Here is a 14,686-nt window from a genome sequence, read left to right on the forward strand (position 1 = left end):
GATTCACAGGCTGCCCGCGCCGCGGGCCAGGAGCAGGACGACGTCGGCGGCCGCGACCGCGAGCGTGCCGAGGAACGGGACGGGGCCGCGGCCCCGGCCGGTGGCGAGGAGCACGGCCGCCGTCAGGGCGAGCAGCCCCCACCGGAGCGGGGTCACCGGCCCCGGCGGTCCGACGACCAGGGCGGCGGCCGAGCCGAGTACGAGGAGGGCGGCCAGCGCGGCCGAGCGGCGGGCGCCGAGCCGTTGCGGGAGCCCGGTCACGCCGGTGGCCAGGTCGTCCGCGATGTCGGGCAGCACGTTGGCGAAGTGGGCGCCGACGCCGAGCAGTGCGGCGGCCGCGCCGAGCCACAGCGGCGGCCACTGCCGCCCCGGGAGGCCGAGCGTGACGAAGGCCGGGAGTAGGCCGAAGGCGAGGGCGTACGGGATCCAGGACGCGAGGGTGCTCTTGAGCCACAGGTTGTACGCCCAGGCGGCCGCCACCGCACACAGGTGCACGGTGCCCGCGAGCCACCCCGAGGCCAGGGAGAGCACCGCGCACAGCGCCAGCGCCGCGGTCGCGGCGGCGCTGACCGTCGTCGGCCGCACCGCCCCGACCGCCAAGGGCTTGTCCGGCCGGCCCGTGAGCCGGTCGCGCCGCAGGTCGGCCCGGTCGTTGCACCACCCCACCGAGAGCTGGCCGAGCGCGACGGCACCGGCCGAGGCCGCACAGCCGGCGGGTCCGCGTCCGGCGGCCGCGGCCAGCACGGCGGTGAAGAGGGTGACGGCGGCCGCCGGGAGCGGGTGGCAGGCGGCGAGCAGCGCGGCGGCGACGGTCCCGGGGCCGGGGCGGGCGGCGGTTTCCCCGGGCGGCGCGGTCTCGCGGGTGACGGGCACGGCTCCACGCTAAGGGCCGCGCCCCCGGGCCGCGGGCCGGACGGGCCGCGGCACGCCCGGTTCGTACGGTTCAGTGAAAAATGCCGCTTCTTGCCTATGTTGGGGCGATGACACGTGTCCTGGCAGTGAGCAGCGTGTTCCCGCCCCACGCCTACCGGCAGTCGGAGATCACCGAGGCGCTCGCCCGCTGCCTGCCGCCGGGGTCCGACCGCGGCCTGCTGCGCCGGGTGCACGCCTCGGTGCGGGTCGACCGCCGCCATCTGGCGCTCCCGCTGGAGCGGTACGGCCGCGGGAACGACTTCGGGACCACCAACGCCCTGTTCGTGGAGTCGGCGCTGGACCTCGGTGCCCGCGCGGTCCGGGACGCCCTCGCCGACGGCTCCCTCGCCGCGCGGGACGTGGACCTGGTCATGTCGACGACGGTGACCGGGCTCGCCACCCCCTCGCTGGAGGCGCGGCTGGCCGCCCGCACCGGTCTGCGGCCCGACGTACGGCGGCTGCCGCTGTTCGGGCTGGGCTGCGCGGCGGGCGCCGCCGGCCTCGGCCACCTGCACGACCACCTCACGGGCCGGCCGGGGCACGCCGCGCTGCTGCTCTCCACGGAGCTGTGCTCGCTCACCCTCCAGCCCGCCGACACCTCGATGGCGAACCTGGTGGCCGGGGCGCTCTTCGGGGACGGGGCGGGGGCGCTGCTGGCGGTGGGCCCCGGCCATCCGCGCTACGGGAGCGCCGCCGGGCCCACGGTGGTGGACGCGCGCAGCCGCCTCTACCCGGGGACCGAGTCCCTGCTCGGCTGGGACATCGGCCACTGGGGCTTCCGCATGGTGATGGGCCGGGAACTGCCCGGGCTGATCAGGCTGCACGTCGCCGAGGAGGTCGAGGCCTTCCTCGCCGGGCACGACCTCAAGCCGGCCGACGTGGCCGCCTGGATCTGCCATCCGGGCGGCCCGAAGATCCTCGACGCCCTCGGGGAAGCCCTGGGGCTCGCCGACTCGGCACTCGCCGCCAGCCGGCGTTCGCTGGCGATGGCGGGGAACCTCTCCTCCGCCTCCGTGCTGCACATCCTCGGCGGGCTCCAGAGCGCCGGCCCGCCACCGCCGGGCTCGGTCGGGCTGATGATCGCCTTCGGTCCGGGCTTCGCCTCCGAACTCGTCCTCCTGCGCTGGTGACGCCCTCATGCCGATGACCTGGTACCTGCTGCTCCTCGCCCTCGTGGCGGCCGAGCGCCTCGCCGAACTCGCCGTGGCCCGCCGCAACGCGGCCTGGAGCCTGGCGCGCGGCGCCCGGGAGTACGGCCGCGGCCACTACCCGGCCATGGTGGCCCTGCACACGGCGCTGCTGGCCGGATGCGCCGTCGAACCGTGGGCGGCGGGACGGCCGTTCCTGCCGCTGCTCGGCTGGCCGGCGCTCGTCCTGGCCCTGGCCGCGCAGGGGCTGCGCTGGCGGTGCATCGCCGCGCTCGGCCCGCGGTGGAACACCCGGGTGCTGGTCGTGCCCGGGCTGGCGCCGGTCTCGGCCGGGCCCTACCGGCTGCTGCGCCACCCCAACTACCTGGCGGTGGTGGTGGAAGGGTTCGCGCTGCCGCTGGTCCACTGCGCCTGGGCGACGGCGGCCGGTTTCTGCGTACTGAACGCGCTGCTGCTGCGGGTGCGGATCCGCTGCGAGGATTCCGCGCTGGCGGCCGCCCGTACCGGCGGCGGCCTCGTGGGCGCCGCGCCGTGATCGACCTGCTCGTGGCTGGCGGCGGTCCGGCCGGGCTGGCGACCGCCATCCAGGGCGCCCTGGCCGGGCTGGAGGTCGTGGTCGCCGAGCCGCGCCCGACCCCGATCGACAAGGCCTGCGGCGAGGGGCTGATGCCGGGCGCCGTGCGCCGGCTGGCGGAACTGGGCGTCCCGGTCACGGGCCGCGCCTTCCACGGCATCCGCTACGTCGACGGGGTGAACGGGCAGCGGGCGGAGGGGCTGTTCCGGGACGGGCCCGGGCGCGGGGTACGGCGGACGGACCTCCAGGCGGCGCTCGCGGCGCGGGCCGCGGACCTCGGTGTACGGGTGGTCGCACGGCGGGTGGCGGAGGTCCGCCAGGACGAGCACCGGGTCGGGGCGGCGGGCTTGACCGCCCGGTACCTGGTGGCGGCGGACGGCCTCCACTCGCCGGTCCGGCGCGCGCTGGGACTGTCGGCGCCGCCCGCGCCGCGGCGGCCGGCCCGCTACGGTCTGCGCCGCCACTACGCGGTGGCGCCGTGGAGCGACCTGGTGGAGGTGCACTGGGCGGCGCGGTGCGAGGCGTACGTGACGCCGCTCGGGCCGCGCCGGATCGGGGTGGCGGTGCTGACCTGCGAGCAGGCCCCGTTCGAGGAGCAACTGGCCCGGTTCCCGCTGCTGTCGGCCCGGCTGCCGCCGCCCGGGCCGGGTGACGCGGTGCGTGGCGCGGGGCCGCTGCGCCAGCGCTCCCGCGCCAGGGTGGCGGGGCGGGTGCTGTTCGTCGGGGACGCCGCGGGGTACGTCGACGCACTGACCGGGGAGGGCCTCACGCTGGCGCTGGCGGCAGCGGGGGAACTCGTACGGTGCGTACGGGCGGGACGGCCGCAGGAGTACGAGCGGGCCTGGCGGGAGGTGTCGCGGAGCTACCGCGCGCTGACCGGGTCCCTGTTGTGGGCGCGCGGGCGGCCCTGGCTGGCCGGGCGGATCGTGCCGGCCGCCGCGCGGCTGCCCGGGGTGTTCACGCGGGCGGTCAACCTGCTCGCCTGACGGACCGCGGGGCCCGGGCGGCGGCTCGCCGCCCGGGCCCCCGCGGTGGGGCCGGTCCGGGAGGTCAGGCGCCGTCGCCCTCCTCGGCCACCGCGGCCCGCCGGGAGCCGTAGGTCAGGGCCAGTCCGGCGAGCACGGAACCCGCGCCGGCGCACAGGACGGTGATGACGCCCGCCCAGGCGTGGGGGCCGCCCAGGGCTCCCGCCAGCGGGTCGAACACGGCGATCCCGCCCGCCAGGTGCAGCGCGACGACCGCGAGCGTGGCGACCGCCGCGGCCCGCCACACCGCCTGGGTGTCCCACACCGCCAGCAGCACGCCCAGCCCCAGACAGAGCACCGAGACGGCCGTGGGCAGGTAGCCGATCGGGTCCACGGCCGGCAGGGCGGCCAGGTTGCCGGGCAGGTGCATGACCCCGCACAGCAGCAGTACGGCGGCCGCGGGCCAGCGCAGCACGTGGTGCAGGACGCCGCGCCGGGCCGGGCCGGGCTCGCGGCCGGGGGCAGGCGGCGCGGGGGCCTGCTCGGGGCGCTGCGCCGTGGCCGGATCCGCGGGGAGGCCGCCGCCCGGGCCCCCGGCCCCGCCGTCGTCGGCGCCGGGTGCCCGGGCGGCGGGCGGCTCGGGGGCGCTGGGCCCGCCGGGAGGCGGTTCACCGGTGGGCGGTTCGGTGGCGTCGGCGGCGGGTTCCGGGGGCTGGTCGGAGCCGGCGCCGAGCGACCTGGCCAGGAGGGCCACGTCCTCGATGGGCCGGCCGAGGGCGGCGGCGCGCAGCGTGATGCCGGCCTCCACCTCTCCGTCGGGCGGCTCGCCCAGCAGGGCGACCATGTGCCGGACGTCGTCGACGGAACGCGTCACGGCGGCCGCGGCCAACGCCTCCTGCCCGGACCGGGACAGCAGACCGGTCTCCTTCAGGAGGCCGACCAGGGCGGTGACCTCCTCGACCGGCCGGCAGGTGGCCGCCGTGTCCAGCAGGGTCCGTACGGACTCCGGCGGTTCACCGGCCGGCCCGGTGGACGGGGGGCGCCCGGCACTGCCGGCTTCCGCGGCCCGCTCCTCGGCGGCGGGGGCGCGGTCCTGGAGGGGTTCGGGGATGCCGTCGCGGTCGTCGTACCGTGCCGCCGCGCGGGTGTTGCGGTCATTCATGGAAAGCTCCGTTCGCCGACGCACGGGGTCTACACATCGCACGCCGGTCATCGTGCGTCATGGGAATCGCACGCTTGGTTGCATTGAGCGGCACATGCGGGCACTGCGCCATTCGGGGCGGGCAAACGGGGGGTGGCGCGGCGCCGGTGATTTCCCGGGCCGCCTCGGGGCAAGCGGTCTTGCATGACTGTCTATCTCGTCACCATCCCCGGCACCCTGCTGACCGAGCTCACCCCCGAGGCCCGGGCGCGGCTGGTGGGCGCGCTGCGGCCGGCGGATCCGCGGGGCACCGAGCTGGGGGTGGCGGAGGACCTGGACATCCTGTCGTTCTACTCCGGCTCCTCCGCGTTCAGCCTCCACGTGGAGGTGGAGGCGTCCGACACCGCGTCGGCGGTCGACAAGGCGCGGGACCTGGCGTCGTCGGCGCTGCACGGCGCCGGGCTGGATCCCGGGGCCGCCCCGCTGGGCGATCCCGTGATCACGGGGATCGCCGGCGAGTAGCCCACCCGCGGTGGCGGGCCGCGGGCCGGACGGGGCTTCGAGATGCGTGCGCGCCGCGCTGCTGGTTCCCTGGTTCCGCCCGCTCTCCACCACTGAGCCAAGGAGCAGATCATGAGCGTTGCAGGCGGATCCGGTGGCCGGTCGCGGCAGTTGCGCGAGAAGGCCCAGGAGATGAGGACGGCGGCGGCGCGGTCCGACGACCCCCAGGAGCGCAAGCGGCTGGAGGACAAGGCCCGCCGGCTCCAGGAGCAGAGCGAGATGGAGAGCCGCGTCATGGACGACCCCGGCATGGACCCGCGGTAGCGGACGGGGCGCCGTGAAGGCAACGGAGGTACTGGCCGACGCCTACGGACGGGTCCGCGAGGTGGTGCACGAGGTGCTGGACGGGCTCTCGGCCGAGGAACTCAACGCGCGGGTCGACCCGGCGGCGAACTCCGTCGCGTGGCTGGTCTGGCACCTGACCCGGGTGCAGGACGACCACGTGGCGGACGCGGCCGGGCTGGAGCAGGTGTGGCACGCCCGGGGCTGGGCGGAACGGTTCGCGCTGCCGCTGCCGGCCGACGCCACCGGCTACGGCCACACGGCGCGGGAGGCCGGGAAGGTCCGGGTCGATTCGGGCGAGCTGTTGCTCGGCTACTTCGACGCCGTGCACGAGCAGACCCTGCGGTTCGTCCGGGGCCTGGGGGCCGCCGACCTGGGCCGGGTGGTCGACGAGCGCTGGGATCCGCCGGTCACCCTGGGGGTGCGGCTGGTGAGCGTGCTGACCGACGACCTCCAGCACGCCGGCCAGGCGGCTTTCGCCCGGGGCGTGCTGGAGCGCCGGTAGCGGTGCCGGGATCCCGCGCCGCCCGGGCCGCGGTCCGGGCGGCGCGCGGCGTCCTCCCCGGGCACGTCGTGGGCGGCGCGCCGATGAATCCGGGCCGGCGCGGCGGTCTTGATTCCAAGGGGCCGTCCGCTGCCGGACGTACGCCCGTCGCAGCCTTCGGGAAGGTGGAGTCATGACCAGCCTGCGCGAGATCCTGGCACCGCACGTGAGCAGCGGATACCTGCCGGGGGCGGTGGGCTTGGTGGCCCACGGCGACCGGATCGAGGTGGCGGCCGTCGGCTCGGCCGGGATCGGCGGCTTCGCGCCCATGGCCCGGGACACGATCTTCCGGGTGGCCTCGCTGACCAAGCCGGTCGCGGCCGCGGCGGCGATGACGCTGGTCGAGGAGGGCCGGCTCGCCCTCGACGAACCGGTCCGCGACCGGCTGCCGGAACTCGCCTCGCCCGTGGTCGTCCGTACGCCGTCGAGCCCGGTGGACGACGTCGTGCCGGCCGAGCGGCCGATCACGGTGGAGCACCTGCTGACGTCCCGGGCGGGGTACGGATTTCCCCAGGACTTCACGCTGCCCGCGGTGCGGGCGCTGTTCACCGAGCTCAAGCAGGGTCCCCCGCAGCCCCGGCTGATCGCGGAGCCGGACGCGTGGATGAAGACTCTGGCCCGGATCCCGCTGCTGTACCAGCCGGGTGAGGCCTGGCTCTACAACACGTGCTCCGACATCCTCGGCGTGCTGATCGCCCGCGTCGCCGGGCAGCCGTTGCCCGAGTTCCTCGCGGAGCGGATCTTCGAGCCGCTCGGGATGCGGGACACGGGATTCGCCGTCCCGGCGGCCGACCTGGGCCGGTTCACCGGGTACTACCGGGGCGGCGGCCAAGGCGGCGCAGACGCACTGGAGCCGGTGGACGCCCCCGACGGGCAGTGGAGCCGGATGCCGGCCTTCCCCTCCGCTGCGGGCGGGCTGGTTTCGACGGCGGACGACCTCTGCTCCTTCGGCCGGATGCTGCTCGCCGGCGGGTTGGCCGACGGGCGCCGCCTGCTCTCCGCCGAGTCGGTCCGGCAGATGACCAGCGACTGGCTGACCCCCGCCCAGCGGGCCGGTGGCGCGCTCTTCCTGGAGGGCCAGGGCTGGGGGTTCGGCGGCAGCGTGGACGTGGCGCGCCGGAACCTCTGGAACCAGCCCGGGCGTTACGGATGGATCGGCGGCACCGGGACGGCGTCGCACATCGTCCCGGCCACCGGCTCCGTCACGGTCCTGCTCACCCAGCGGGAACTGGGCGGCCCGGCCTCGCCCGCCCTGATGCAGGAGTTCTGGCGGTACGCGGCCGGGTCCTGACCGGACCCCCGGTCAGCGCCGGACGTTCCAGCCGACCGTGGTGCGCAGGCTCGCGGAGATCTGCGGGTCGCGCACCGAAGACGTCCCGTCCTCGGTGGTGACCGTCAGCTTGCGGGCCTTCCAGCCGGAGAGGGGCAGCTCCCCCACCCGTACGTCGGTCCGCCCGGCGAATCGTTTCAGCTCGTGGCCGTCCAGGTACCAGCGGACCACGAGCTGACGGCCGTCGGGGGCGGCGAGGCGCGCGACGGAGACCTTCGCCCGGTCGCGCGGGCGCAGGGTACGGCCGGTGGGGGTGAGCGGGGTGAGGGTATGGGCGTGCCGGTGGAAGCCAGCGATCATCGCCTCGACGCCGGGGAGGCTGAACGGCTTGCCGAGCACCCGCATGATCGAGTTGTCGGTGGGCCGGTAGAGGCCGGTGACGTAGTATCCGCCGCCTTCGTAGGCGCCCACCGTGCCGCCGTCGGGGGAGGGTTCGCCGAGCCACCGGTACCACTTGGCGCGGGCGTCGCGCATGCGGTCGGCAGTGAGGGTGGAGGTGTTCGACTCTGCGGGCTCGGGGCCGGTGTACTGCTCGTAGCCGGGGGTGTCGGGGTAGAAGTACTCGTCGGCGAGCTTGCCGAGCGAGTGACCGGTCTCGTGGATGGCCACCTGGCCGGACTTCGGGTTGCCCGCGGAGGCGGTCGAGATGCCCTCGTAGCCGAGGCCGGGGCTGGGCTCGTTGTAGCCGGCCCCGCCGTACTTGGTGCTGTTGGACAGGACGATGACCAGATCGGCGGCGGGTGCCTTCGCCACGTACGCGTCCACCTTGGGCTGGTCCACGCACAGCAGCCGTTCGATGCCCTCGCACCAGAAGTAGGAGCCGAGGGCCGTGTCGCGGGTGGTGGCGGCGTCCGGGTCGCCGGAGACGCCGGACTCGCGGGAGACGGCGTCGACGGTCCAGACGTTGAACAGGCTGCGGTAGGTCGCGTACGGCTCGACGGCCGTGACCTCGGCCCACTTCTGCCGGGCGTCGGCGTGGAACTTCCCCAGTTCGGCGGCGGTGTAGCCGTCACCGATGACGACGACGTCGAGACGGTCGGCGGTGGGCCCGTTGTCGACCGTCTTGGTGACCTCCCCGTCGGCCTCGCGTTCGGCGGCGGAGAGCCCGGGCGGCGCCGTGCCGCGGCCGGCGGCCGGGACGCGGACGTGGCCGGATCCGGCTTCGCCGCCCTGTTCGGGCCCCGGCACCTCGACCTCCACCCGGTGCGACGCCGGCGGGCCGGGCGGCGGGGCCGCCGCTGCGGCGGGTACGGCGGCCAGGAGAACGGCGCTCGCCCCGAGGGCCGCGACGGCCAGGCGGACGGTCGAGCGGACGGGTGACCCCATGAAGTCCCTCCCCGAGGAACATAAACAATAAGATAAGCAGGCTTAACCGGGTGCTTAAGTTAGGGGCGCGGACTGGATCCGCGCAATGGCCATCTCCCGTTGAATACTGGGGAGTTCACACGACCAGGGGGGACTTCATGGATGAACCGGCCGAAATCGGCCGCCGCGTGCACCGGCTGCGGGCCGAGCGCGGCTTCACCCAGCGGCAGTTGGCGGAGCCCGTGTACACGCCCGCCTACATCTCCACCCTGGAGTCGGGCCGGGTCCGCCCCTCGGAGGCTGCGCTGCGCTTCCTCGCCGACCGGCTCGGCACCTCCTACGAGGAACTCGCCACCGGCCGCCCCGCGCGGCTGGCCACCGAACTGCGGCTCGCCCTGACCGACGCGCAGCGGGCCCTCGCCACCGGCGCCGCCGACGAAGCCGCCGCCCTCTTCCGGCGGCTGCTCACCGAGGCCGAGCAGCTCGGCCTGGAACCGGAACGGGCCGAGGCACAGCTGGGGCTGGGCGACTGCGCGCTGGAGCGCGGCGAACTCACCGACGCCATGGGCCACTTCGAAACGGCCGAGCGGCTGCTGGCGCAGGAGCCGCTCCCCCGCCGCGCCCGCGCCGTCCGCGGCCGGGCCGTGGCGCATCTGCTCGCCGGGGAACTGCGCTACGCGTGCTACCTCCTCGAATCGGCCATCGACGGGCTGACCGCGGGCGGGCTGGGCGATCCCGAGGCGCTGGTGCTGCTCTACGCCGCCGCGATCGGCCCCTACATGGACATGGGCGCCCACGCACGGGCGGCCCACGCCGCCGAACTGGCCCTGGCGCTCGCCCCGCAGGTCCAGGACCCGGCGCTGGTGGCGGGCATGCACCGGCAGGTCGCGCGGACCTTCCTCGCGGAGGGACGCACGGCCGACGCGGACGCCTCCCTCGCCCAGGCGCAGGCGGTCTACCGGCAGCTGAGGATGCGCACCGATCTGGCGCACTGCCACTGGATGCGCGGCTACGTCCAGGCCCAGCGGGGGGAACTCGCTGCGGCCGAAGGGGAGTTGCGTACCGCGCGGGACATGCTGGCGGCGCAGCGGGCGGCCCTGTTCACCGCCCAGGTGGAGGTCGAGCTGGCCGACGTACTGCGCCGGCTCGGGCGGTACGACGAGGCCACCGGGCTGTTGTCGGCGCTGCTGGAGCTGGGCGAGCGGCACGGCGCCGTGCACGCGGGCGGAGCGCACCGGCTGCTCGGCCTGATCGCGGAGGAGCGGGGGGACACCGGGGCGGCCGAGGGGCACTACGTACGGGCGCTGGCGCTGCTGGAGCGCAGCGGTGCGGCGGGGGACCTCGCGGACCTGTGCCGGCTCCTGGGGGACCTGCTGCGGCGGGACGGGCGCCCGGAGGCCGCCCTGGACGTGTACCGCACGGGCCTCGGCCACCGGGCGGTCCCGGGCGCCACGACGCTGGGCCCGGCGCCGGCGCCGCCGGCCGGCGCGCCGGCCGCGCCCGGGGAGCGTGGCTAACGGGCCGGGCTTGAGCCGTGCGGACTCGGGGAGGGGCCGGCGGGGCGGGCGGTGCAGGAGCGGGCGACCTCGTCGGCGAAGAGCCGGGCCGGCGGGGTCAGGGCGCTCCAGCGGCGCACGGCCCAGCCGACCGCGAGGGGCGGCAGGTCGGGGACGGGCAGCAGCCGGAGCGGGCCCTCGGTTCCGGGGACCTGCCAGCCGGGCAGGGCCGGTATCAGGGCGTGGCCGAGGCCGAGTTCGGCCAGCAGCAGGGCGGTGTCCCAGTCGGCCACGCTGGTGTCGGAGCGGCTGATCCGGACCCCGCGGGAGGCGAGGGCGGCGTCGAGGTGGGCGCGGGAGGCGGAGTTCTCCGGGAGCCGGATGTGCCGGATGCCGCCGAGCTCGGCGGGCTCGACGCGGGGCCGGGTGGCGAGGGGGTCCTCCGCGCCGACCGCGAGGACCCACGGCAGGTGCATGACGGGACGCTGCTCGATGCCGCGTACGGGGTCGCCGATGGTGATCCAGGCGAGGTCGAGGTCGTCGGCGGCGAGGGCGGCGAAGCAGCTGCGGCTGGAGTTCTCGGTCTGGAACTCCAGGCTCACCTCGGGGTGGCGGCGGCGGAAGGTGACGACCGCCTCGGACATGAAGTGCCGGACGGTCGTGGCGCCGGTGGTGACCCGGACGGAGCCGGCGTCCCCGTGGACGAGGTCGTCGAGGCGGCGCAGGGCGCCGTCGAGGCCGGCGATGCCGTCGGCGGCGGCAGCGAGCAGGATCCGGCCGGCTTCGGTGGGGGCCACCCCGCGGGCGTGGCGCTCCAGAAGGGCGGCGCCGGTCTCCTTCTCCAGGCGCCGGACGTGCTGGCTGACGGCGGGCTGGGTCCGGCCGAGCTCGCGGGCGACGGCGCTGAGGCTGCCGGCACGGCACACGGCGACGAAGACGCGGAGGTCGTCGAGGGTCATGGGGGCAAAGCTACAGCTTGGGTCCGGCGCCGAAACCCGGGGATTGACTTGGGTTTTGGGCTCGGTGAGGATCGGTACAGGGCCCGGGCGGCAACCCGGAACCGCGCCCGGCCCGGAGTCCGGACTCCGAGCGGGCACGGTTCGGGTGCCGACCCACCCCGTGGTTCAGGGTGTGAACGTCCACCGCTGGGCGGGTGTACCGGCGCAGGCCGTGCGGGTGAGGCGGGTGCCGTTGGCGGTGGCGGACCCCTCCGGGGTCAGGCACTGGCCGGCGTTGCGCAGACTGCCGTCGGGTCCCGGCTGCCAGCTCTGGCCGGCGGCCGCGCCGCAGGGCTGTACCGTGACGGCCGCCGCGTTCGTGGCGTCCAGGCAGACGCCCCCGAGGCCGGTGAGGCGGCCGTCACCCAGCAGGGTCCAGCGCTGGTTGGGGCCGCCGTGGCAGGTGTACAGGGTGGGTTCGGTGCCGGGTGCGGTGCTGCTGTGCGGCAGGTCGGCGCAGCCGCCCGCCGCCGAGTTGACGAGGGTGGCGTCGGCCGGGAGGGGGGTCGCCCGTCCGGTGAGGCTGAGTTCGGCCGCGCTGGTCCAGGGTCCCCGGCCGCCCGCTTCGGTCAGGGCGCGCAGCCGCAGGTAGCGGCCCGTTGTGGCGGGCAGGGCGATCCGTTTCAGGGCGGCGCTGTCGGCGAAGGTTCCGGTGGCCGCCGGCGGGCCCCAGTCGGTGGTGGTGTCGGACAGGTAGACCTCGTAGGAACCGATGCGGCCGTTGACCCCGCCGTCCTGGCGGGGCAGGTAGCCCAGGCCGTCGACCGTGTAGCGGGCGCCGAGGTCGATCTGTACCTCGTGGGGCAGCGGCGCGGGGGTTCCGGAGGACCATGCCGTGTGCCAGATCGTGGCCGGATCGCCGTCGAAGGCGTTCGCGGCGCTCCCGTTCTCGGCGGCGGTCTCCTGGCTGTCGGCGGAGAGCAGGCTCCAGGCCGACTGGGGCAGCGGGGCGGAGCCGGCCGGGATGGCGCCGGCGGCGGGCAGGGTGACCCCGGCGGCCGTGACGCTGAAGGCGCCCTGCTTCGTACCGGTCTTGACCCACAGGACGCCGGAGCGGTCGGCCGGGTCGAAGAACCAGCCGGTGGCGGCGGTGTCGTACGCGCTCTTCGTCGTGAGCCGGGCGAGCGCGCCGCCGTCGACGGTGAGGGCGGTGGGCGCGGAGCCGACGTGGAGGCTGAACTCGTAGCCACGCGAGGCCGGTTGTCCGGCGTAGCTGCCCGTGGGGGCGCCCACGGAGACGGTGACGGTGCCCGTACCGGCGGTGGGGGCGCTGACGTTCACCTGCTGGCGGGCGAAGGCGCCCGACTGGTAGGCGCGGGTGCGGCCGTCGTCCTCGTAGAGGCTGAAGGCGGAGTTCCCGCGCGGGTGGATGTCGTAGGTGAGGGTGGAGACGGGCTTCTCGCCCGTGTAGTTCATCTGCGGCCACATCGGCACGATCGCGCCGCCCTTGACGAACAGCGGCAGCGTGTCGAGGGGTGCCCGGTAGCCGTTGAGCCAGCCCGGGCCCGCGTAGGTCGTGCCGGTCCAGTAGTCCGTCCAGGTGCCGGCGGGCAGGTAGATGCCGTCGCGCACGGAGGTGTCGGAGACGACGGGCGCGACGAGGAAGGAGTCGCCCGCCATGAACTGGCCGCTGGTGAGGTTGCCCCGGGCCACCGGGTCCTTCGGGTACTCCAGGACCATGGCTCGGGTGCTGGGCACTCCGGTGTCGTGCGCGGCACGGCTCATGGTGTACAGGTACGGCATCAGCCGCATCTTCAGCTGGAGGTATCTGCGGTTGATGGACACGTAGGGCTCGGCGAACCGCCAGGGCTGCTTGTCCTGGTAGCCGGCGGCCGGATTGGCCGCGCCCCAGCCGGACATGGTCATGAAGGCCGGGGTGAAGGCCTTCCACTGGAGGTCGCGGACGTAGGTCTTGGGGCTGCCGCCGAAGATGCCGTCGATGTCACCGGAGGCGTAGTTGAGGCCGGAGAGGCCGGCGCCCGTGATGGCGGGGACGTGCCAGCGCATGTCGTCCCAGGTGCCGTTGGTGTCACCCGTCCAGACGACGGCGTTGCGCTGGGTGCCGGCCCAGCCGTCGACGGTCCAGACGTAGCGCCGGGCGTCGGAGTTCTTCTCGATGCCGTCGACGGCCTGCCGGACGCCGGTGAAGGCGCTCTTGTATCCGCCGCCGATCCAGGCGACGTCGGTCTTGACGCCCCGGGTGCCGGCGGCGCCGACTTCGGTCGCGATGTCGGTGAGTCCGGTGGAGGTCCACAGGCCGGTCTGGAAGCCCTTGGCCCTGAGGGCGTCGACGGTGGACTTGAGGGGCGCGGTGTAGCCGCAGCCGTAGCCGTCGTTGGGCAGGAACCAGCCCGAGGGCATGTCGGCGGCGCGGGCGTCCGCGGCGTAGCCGACCACGTCGGGGGTGGTCTGGTGGCGCAGGCGGTCGTGGTCGCCCTGGTAGGCGGGGTTGGAGGCGTTGAAACAGTCGGCGTTGCCGAGTTCGAAGCCCCACATCGGCGCCATGAAGGGTTTGCCGCTGACGTCGGTGTAGGCGTCGAGGACCGATTTGAGGGAGTCGCCGGTGAAGTACCAGGCGTCGAAGCGCTTCTCGTCGTGGGCGAGGGTGGTGGGCGCGTTGAACCCGTACGAGCCGGGGGCCCAGGTGTTTCGCATGGCGCCGTAGCCGTTGGTGGACATGTAGAAGGGGGCGGGGCTGGCATTGCCGTTCTCGCGCCATCCGTTGTCCACGGCGACGGGGACGGTCTTGTCGCGCAGGGCCCATTCCCCGAGGCGCAGGCCGGTTCCGTAGAACTGCTCGTCCGCGCCCCGGGCGAGGTACTGGGTGGTCCGGGTGCCGGTCCAGGAGGTGGGCTGGGTCTCCTGCCAGACGAGGGTGGTGTTGTCGGCGCGGTAGACGGAGAACCGCAGGGGCGTCTTGTCGACGCGGACGGAGAGGGCGCCGGTGGTGATCCGGTAGTAGGCGCCCGCGTCGGTGAAGGCCGTGTTCACGGGACCGAAGTCGGTGGTGGTGGCGAGGTCGGAGCCGGCCGGGTCCTGGGTGAAGGCACCGTCGGGCGAGAGCCACAGGCGGAAGATGTCGGCCCGGGCGACGACCACGCGGGCCTTGGCGCCGGAGGACGTGGTCACGGTGAAGGTGTTGCCGGACTGGGTGAGGCCGGTGGCGTTGCCCGCCGTGGCGGGGGCCGGGGCCGCGTCGGCCGGTGCGGCCATCGGGCCGGCGGCGGCCAGCCCCGCCATGGCGAGGGCGCCGGCTAGCAGGGCCGCACCGGGGCCGCGGCGGCGCGGGCGGACCCGGGCTCTCGTGGGGGCGGGGGTGGGGACGGGACGGATGCGCCTCAGGGTCAGTCTCACGGGGCAGCTCCTCGTGCGGTCCGGGGTCACGGACACACCGCTTTGGCATGCGCCTGGCAAACAGCACGGCCAAGAT

The 14,686-nt window shown here is 75.4% G+C and carries 13 protein-coding genes; 8 read left to right on the plus strand and 5 right to left on the minus strand.

The window, feature by feature from the left end; genetic code table 11:
- Positions 1-3: 3 nt before the first annotated feature.
- Positions 4-873, minus strand: coding sequence for a UbiA family prenyltransferase (locus ACWGH1_RS16445; RefSeq protein WP_453408749.1), 870 nt, complete (start codon positions 871-873; stop codon positions 4-6).
- Between the two features lie 107 nt (positions 874-980).
- On the opposite strand from ACWGH1_RS16445, the gene ACWGH1_RS16450 reads away from it, so the two are divergent.
- Genes ACWGH1_RS16450 through ACWGH1_RS16460 form a run of 3 tightly spaced genes read left to right on the plus strand, consistent with a single transcriptional unit; the run spans position 981 to position 3,620 of the window.
- Positions 981-2,042 carry a type III polyketide synthase gene (locus ACWGH1_RS16450; RefSeq protein WP_453408750.1) on the plus strand — a complete coding sequence of 354 codons (1,062 nt, stop codon included), beginning with the start codon at positions 981-983 and terminating at the stop codon, positions 2,040-2,042.
- A gap of 13 nt (positions 2,043-2,055) precedes the next feature.
- Positions 2,056-2,595: an isoprenylcysteine carboxyl methyltransferase family protein gene (locus ACWGH1_RS16455; RefSeq protein ID WP_453357303.1), complete on the plus strand. Its 540-nt coding sequence runs from the start codon at positions 2,056-2,058 to the stop codon at positions 2,593-2,595.
- Complete coding sequence (locus tag ACWGH1_RS16460; RefSeq protein WP_453408751.1) at positions 2,592-3,620, plus strand: NAD(P)/FAD-dependent oxidoreductase; 1,029 nt, start codon at positions 2,592-2,594, stop codon at positions 3,618-3,620. Before ACWGH1_RS16455 ends, ACWGH1_RS16460 begins: the two co-directional genes overlap by 4 nt.
- 64 nt (positions 3,621-3,684) lie before the next feature.
- Here the strand turns inward: ACWGH1_RS16460 and ACWGH1_RS16465 are convergent, their stop codons facing one another.
- Positions 3,685-4,761, minus strand: coding sequence for a hypothetical protein (locus ACWGH1_RS16465; protein ID WP_453408752.1), 1,077 nt, complete (start codon positions 4,759-4,761; stop codon positions 3,685-3,687).
- 183 nt (positions 4,762-4,944) lie between these two features.
- Here ACWGH1_RS16465 and ACWGH1_RS16470 point away from each other — a divergent pair, with 183 nt between their 5' ends.
- From ACWGH1_RS16470 to ACWGH1_RS16485, 4 genes are all read left to right on the plus strand, one after another.
- A complete protein-coding gene (locus ACWGH1_RS16470; RefSeq protein ID WP_453357599.1) occupies positions 4,945-5,262 on the plus strand; it encodes a hypothetical protein in 318 nt (105 codons plus the stop codon).
- Between the two features lie 111 nt (positions 5,263-5,373).
- Positions 5,374-5,565, plus strand: a complete 192-nt coding sequence (locus tag ACWGH1_RS16475; protein ID WP_453357600.1) for a DUF6381 family protein — start codon at positions 5,374-5,376, stop codon at positions 5,563-5,565.
- 13 nt (positions 5,566-5,578) lie between these two features.
- Positions 5,579-6,088, plus strand: a complete 510-nt coding sequence (locus ACWGH1_RS16480; RefSeq protein ID WP_453357601.1) for a mycothiol transferase — start codon at positions 5,579-5,581, stop codon at positions 6,086-6,088.
- Positions 6,089-6,260: 172 nt separating this feature from the next.
- Positions 6,261-7,418 (plus strand): serine hydrolase domain-containing protein, encoded by a 1,158-nt coding sequence (locus ACWGH1_RS16485; RefSeq protein ID WP_453354387.1) that lies wholly within the window; start codon positions 6,261-6,263, stop codon positions 7,416-7,418.
- A gap of 12 nt (positions 7,419-7,430) precedes the next feature.
- Here ACWGH1_RS16485 and ACWGH1_RS16490 read toward each other — a convergent pair whose 3' ends face one another.
- Positions 7,431-8,783: a M64 family metallopeptidase gene (locus ACWGH1_RS16490; protein ID WP_453354388.1), complete on the minus strand. Its 1,353-nt coding sequence runs from the start codon at positions 8,781-8,783 to the stop codon at positions 7,431-7,433.
- Between the two features lie 137 nt (positions 8,784-8,920).
- Here ACWGH1_RS16490 and ACWGH1_RS16495 point away from each other — a divergent pair, with 137 nt between their 5' ends.
- A complete protein-coding gene (locus tag ACWGH1_RS16495) occupies positions 8,921-10,279 on the plus strand; it encodes a tetratricopeptide repeat protein (RefSeq protein WP_453408753.1) in 1,359 nt (452 codons plus the stop codon).
- Here the strand turns inward: ACWGH1_RS16495 and ACWGH1_RS16500 are convergent.
- The gene (locus ACWGH1_RS16500; protein WP_453354390.1) at positions 10,276-11,217 is read right to left on the minus strand and encodes a LysR family transcriptional regulator; all 942 of its coding nucleotides are present in this window, start codon (positions 11,215-11,217) and stop codon (positions 10,276-10,278) included. The two genes, ACWGH1_RS16495 and ACWGH1_RS16500, sit on opposite strands and share 4 nt — an antisense overlap.
- Before the next feature lie 165 nt (positions 11,218-11,382).
- The gene (locus tag ACWGH1_RS16505) at positions 11,383-14,610 is read right to left on the minus strand and encodes a TIM-barrel domain-containing protein (RefSeq protein WP_453354391.1); all 3,228 of its coding nucleotides are present in this window, start codon (positions 14,608-14,610) and stop codon (positions 11,383-11,385) included.
- Positions 14,611-14,686: the final 76 nt, after the last annotated feature.

It is taken from the genome of Streptomyces sp. NPDC054883, assembly GCF_053610645.1.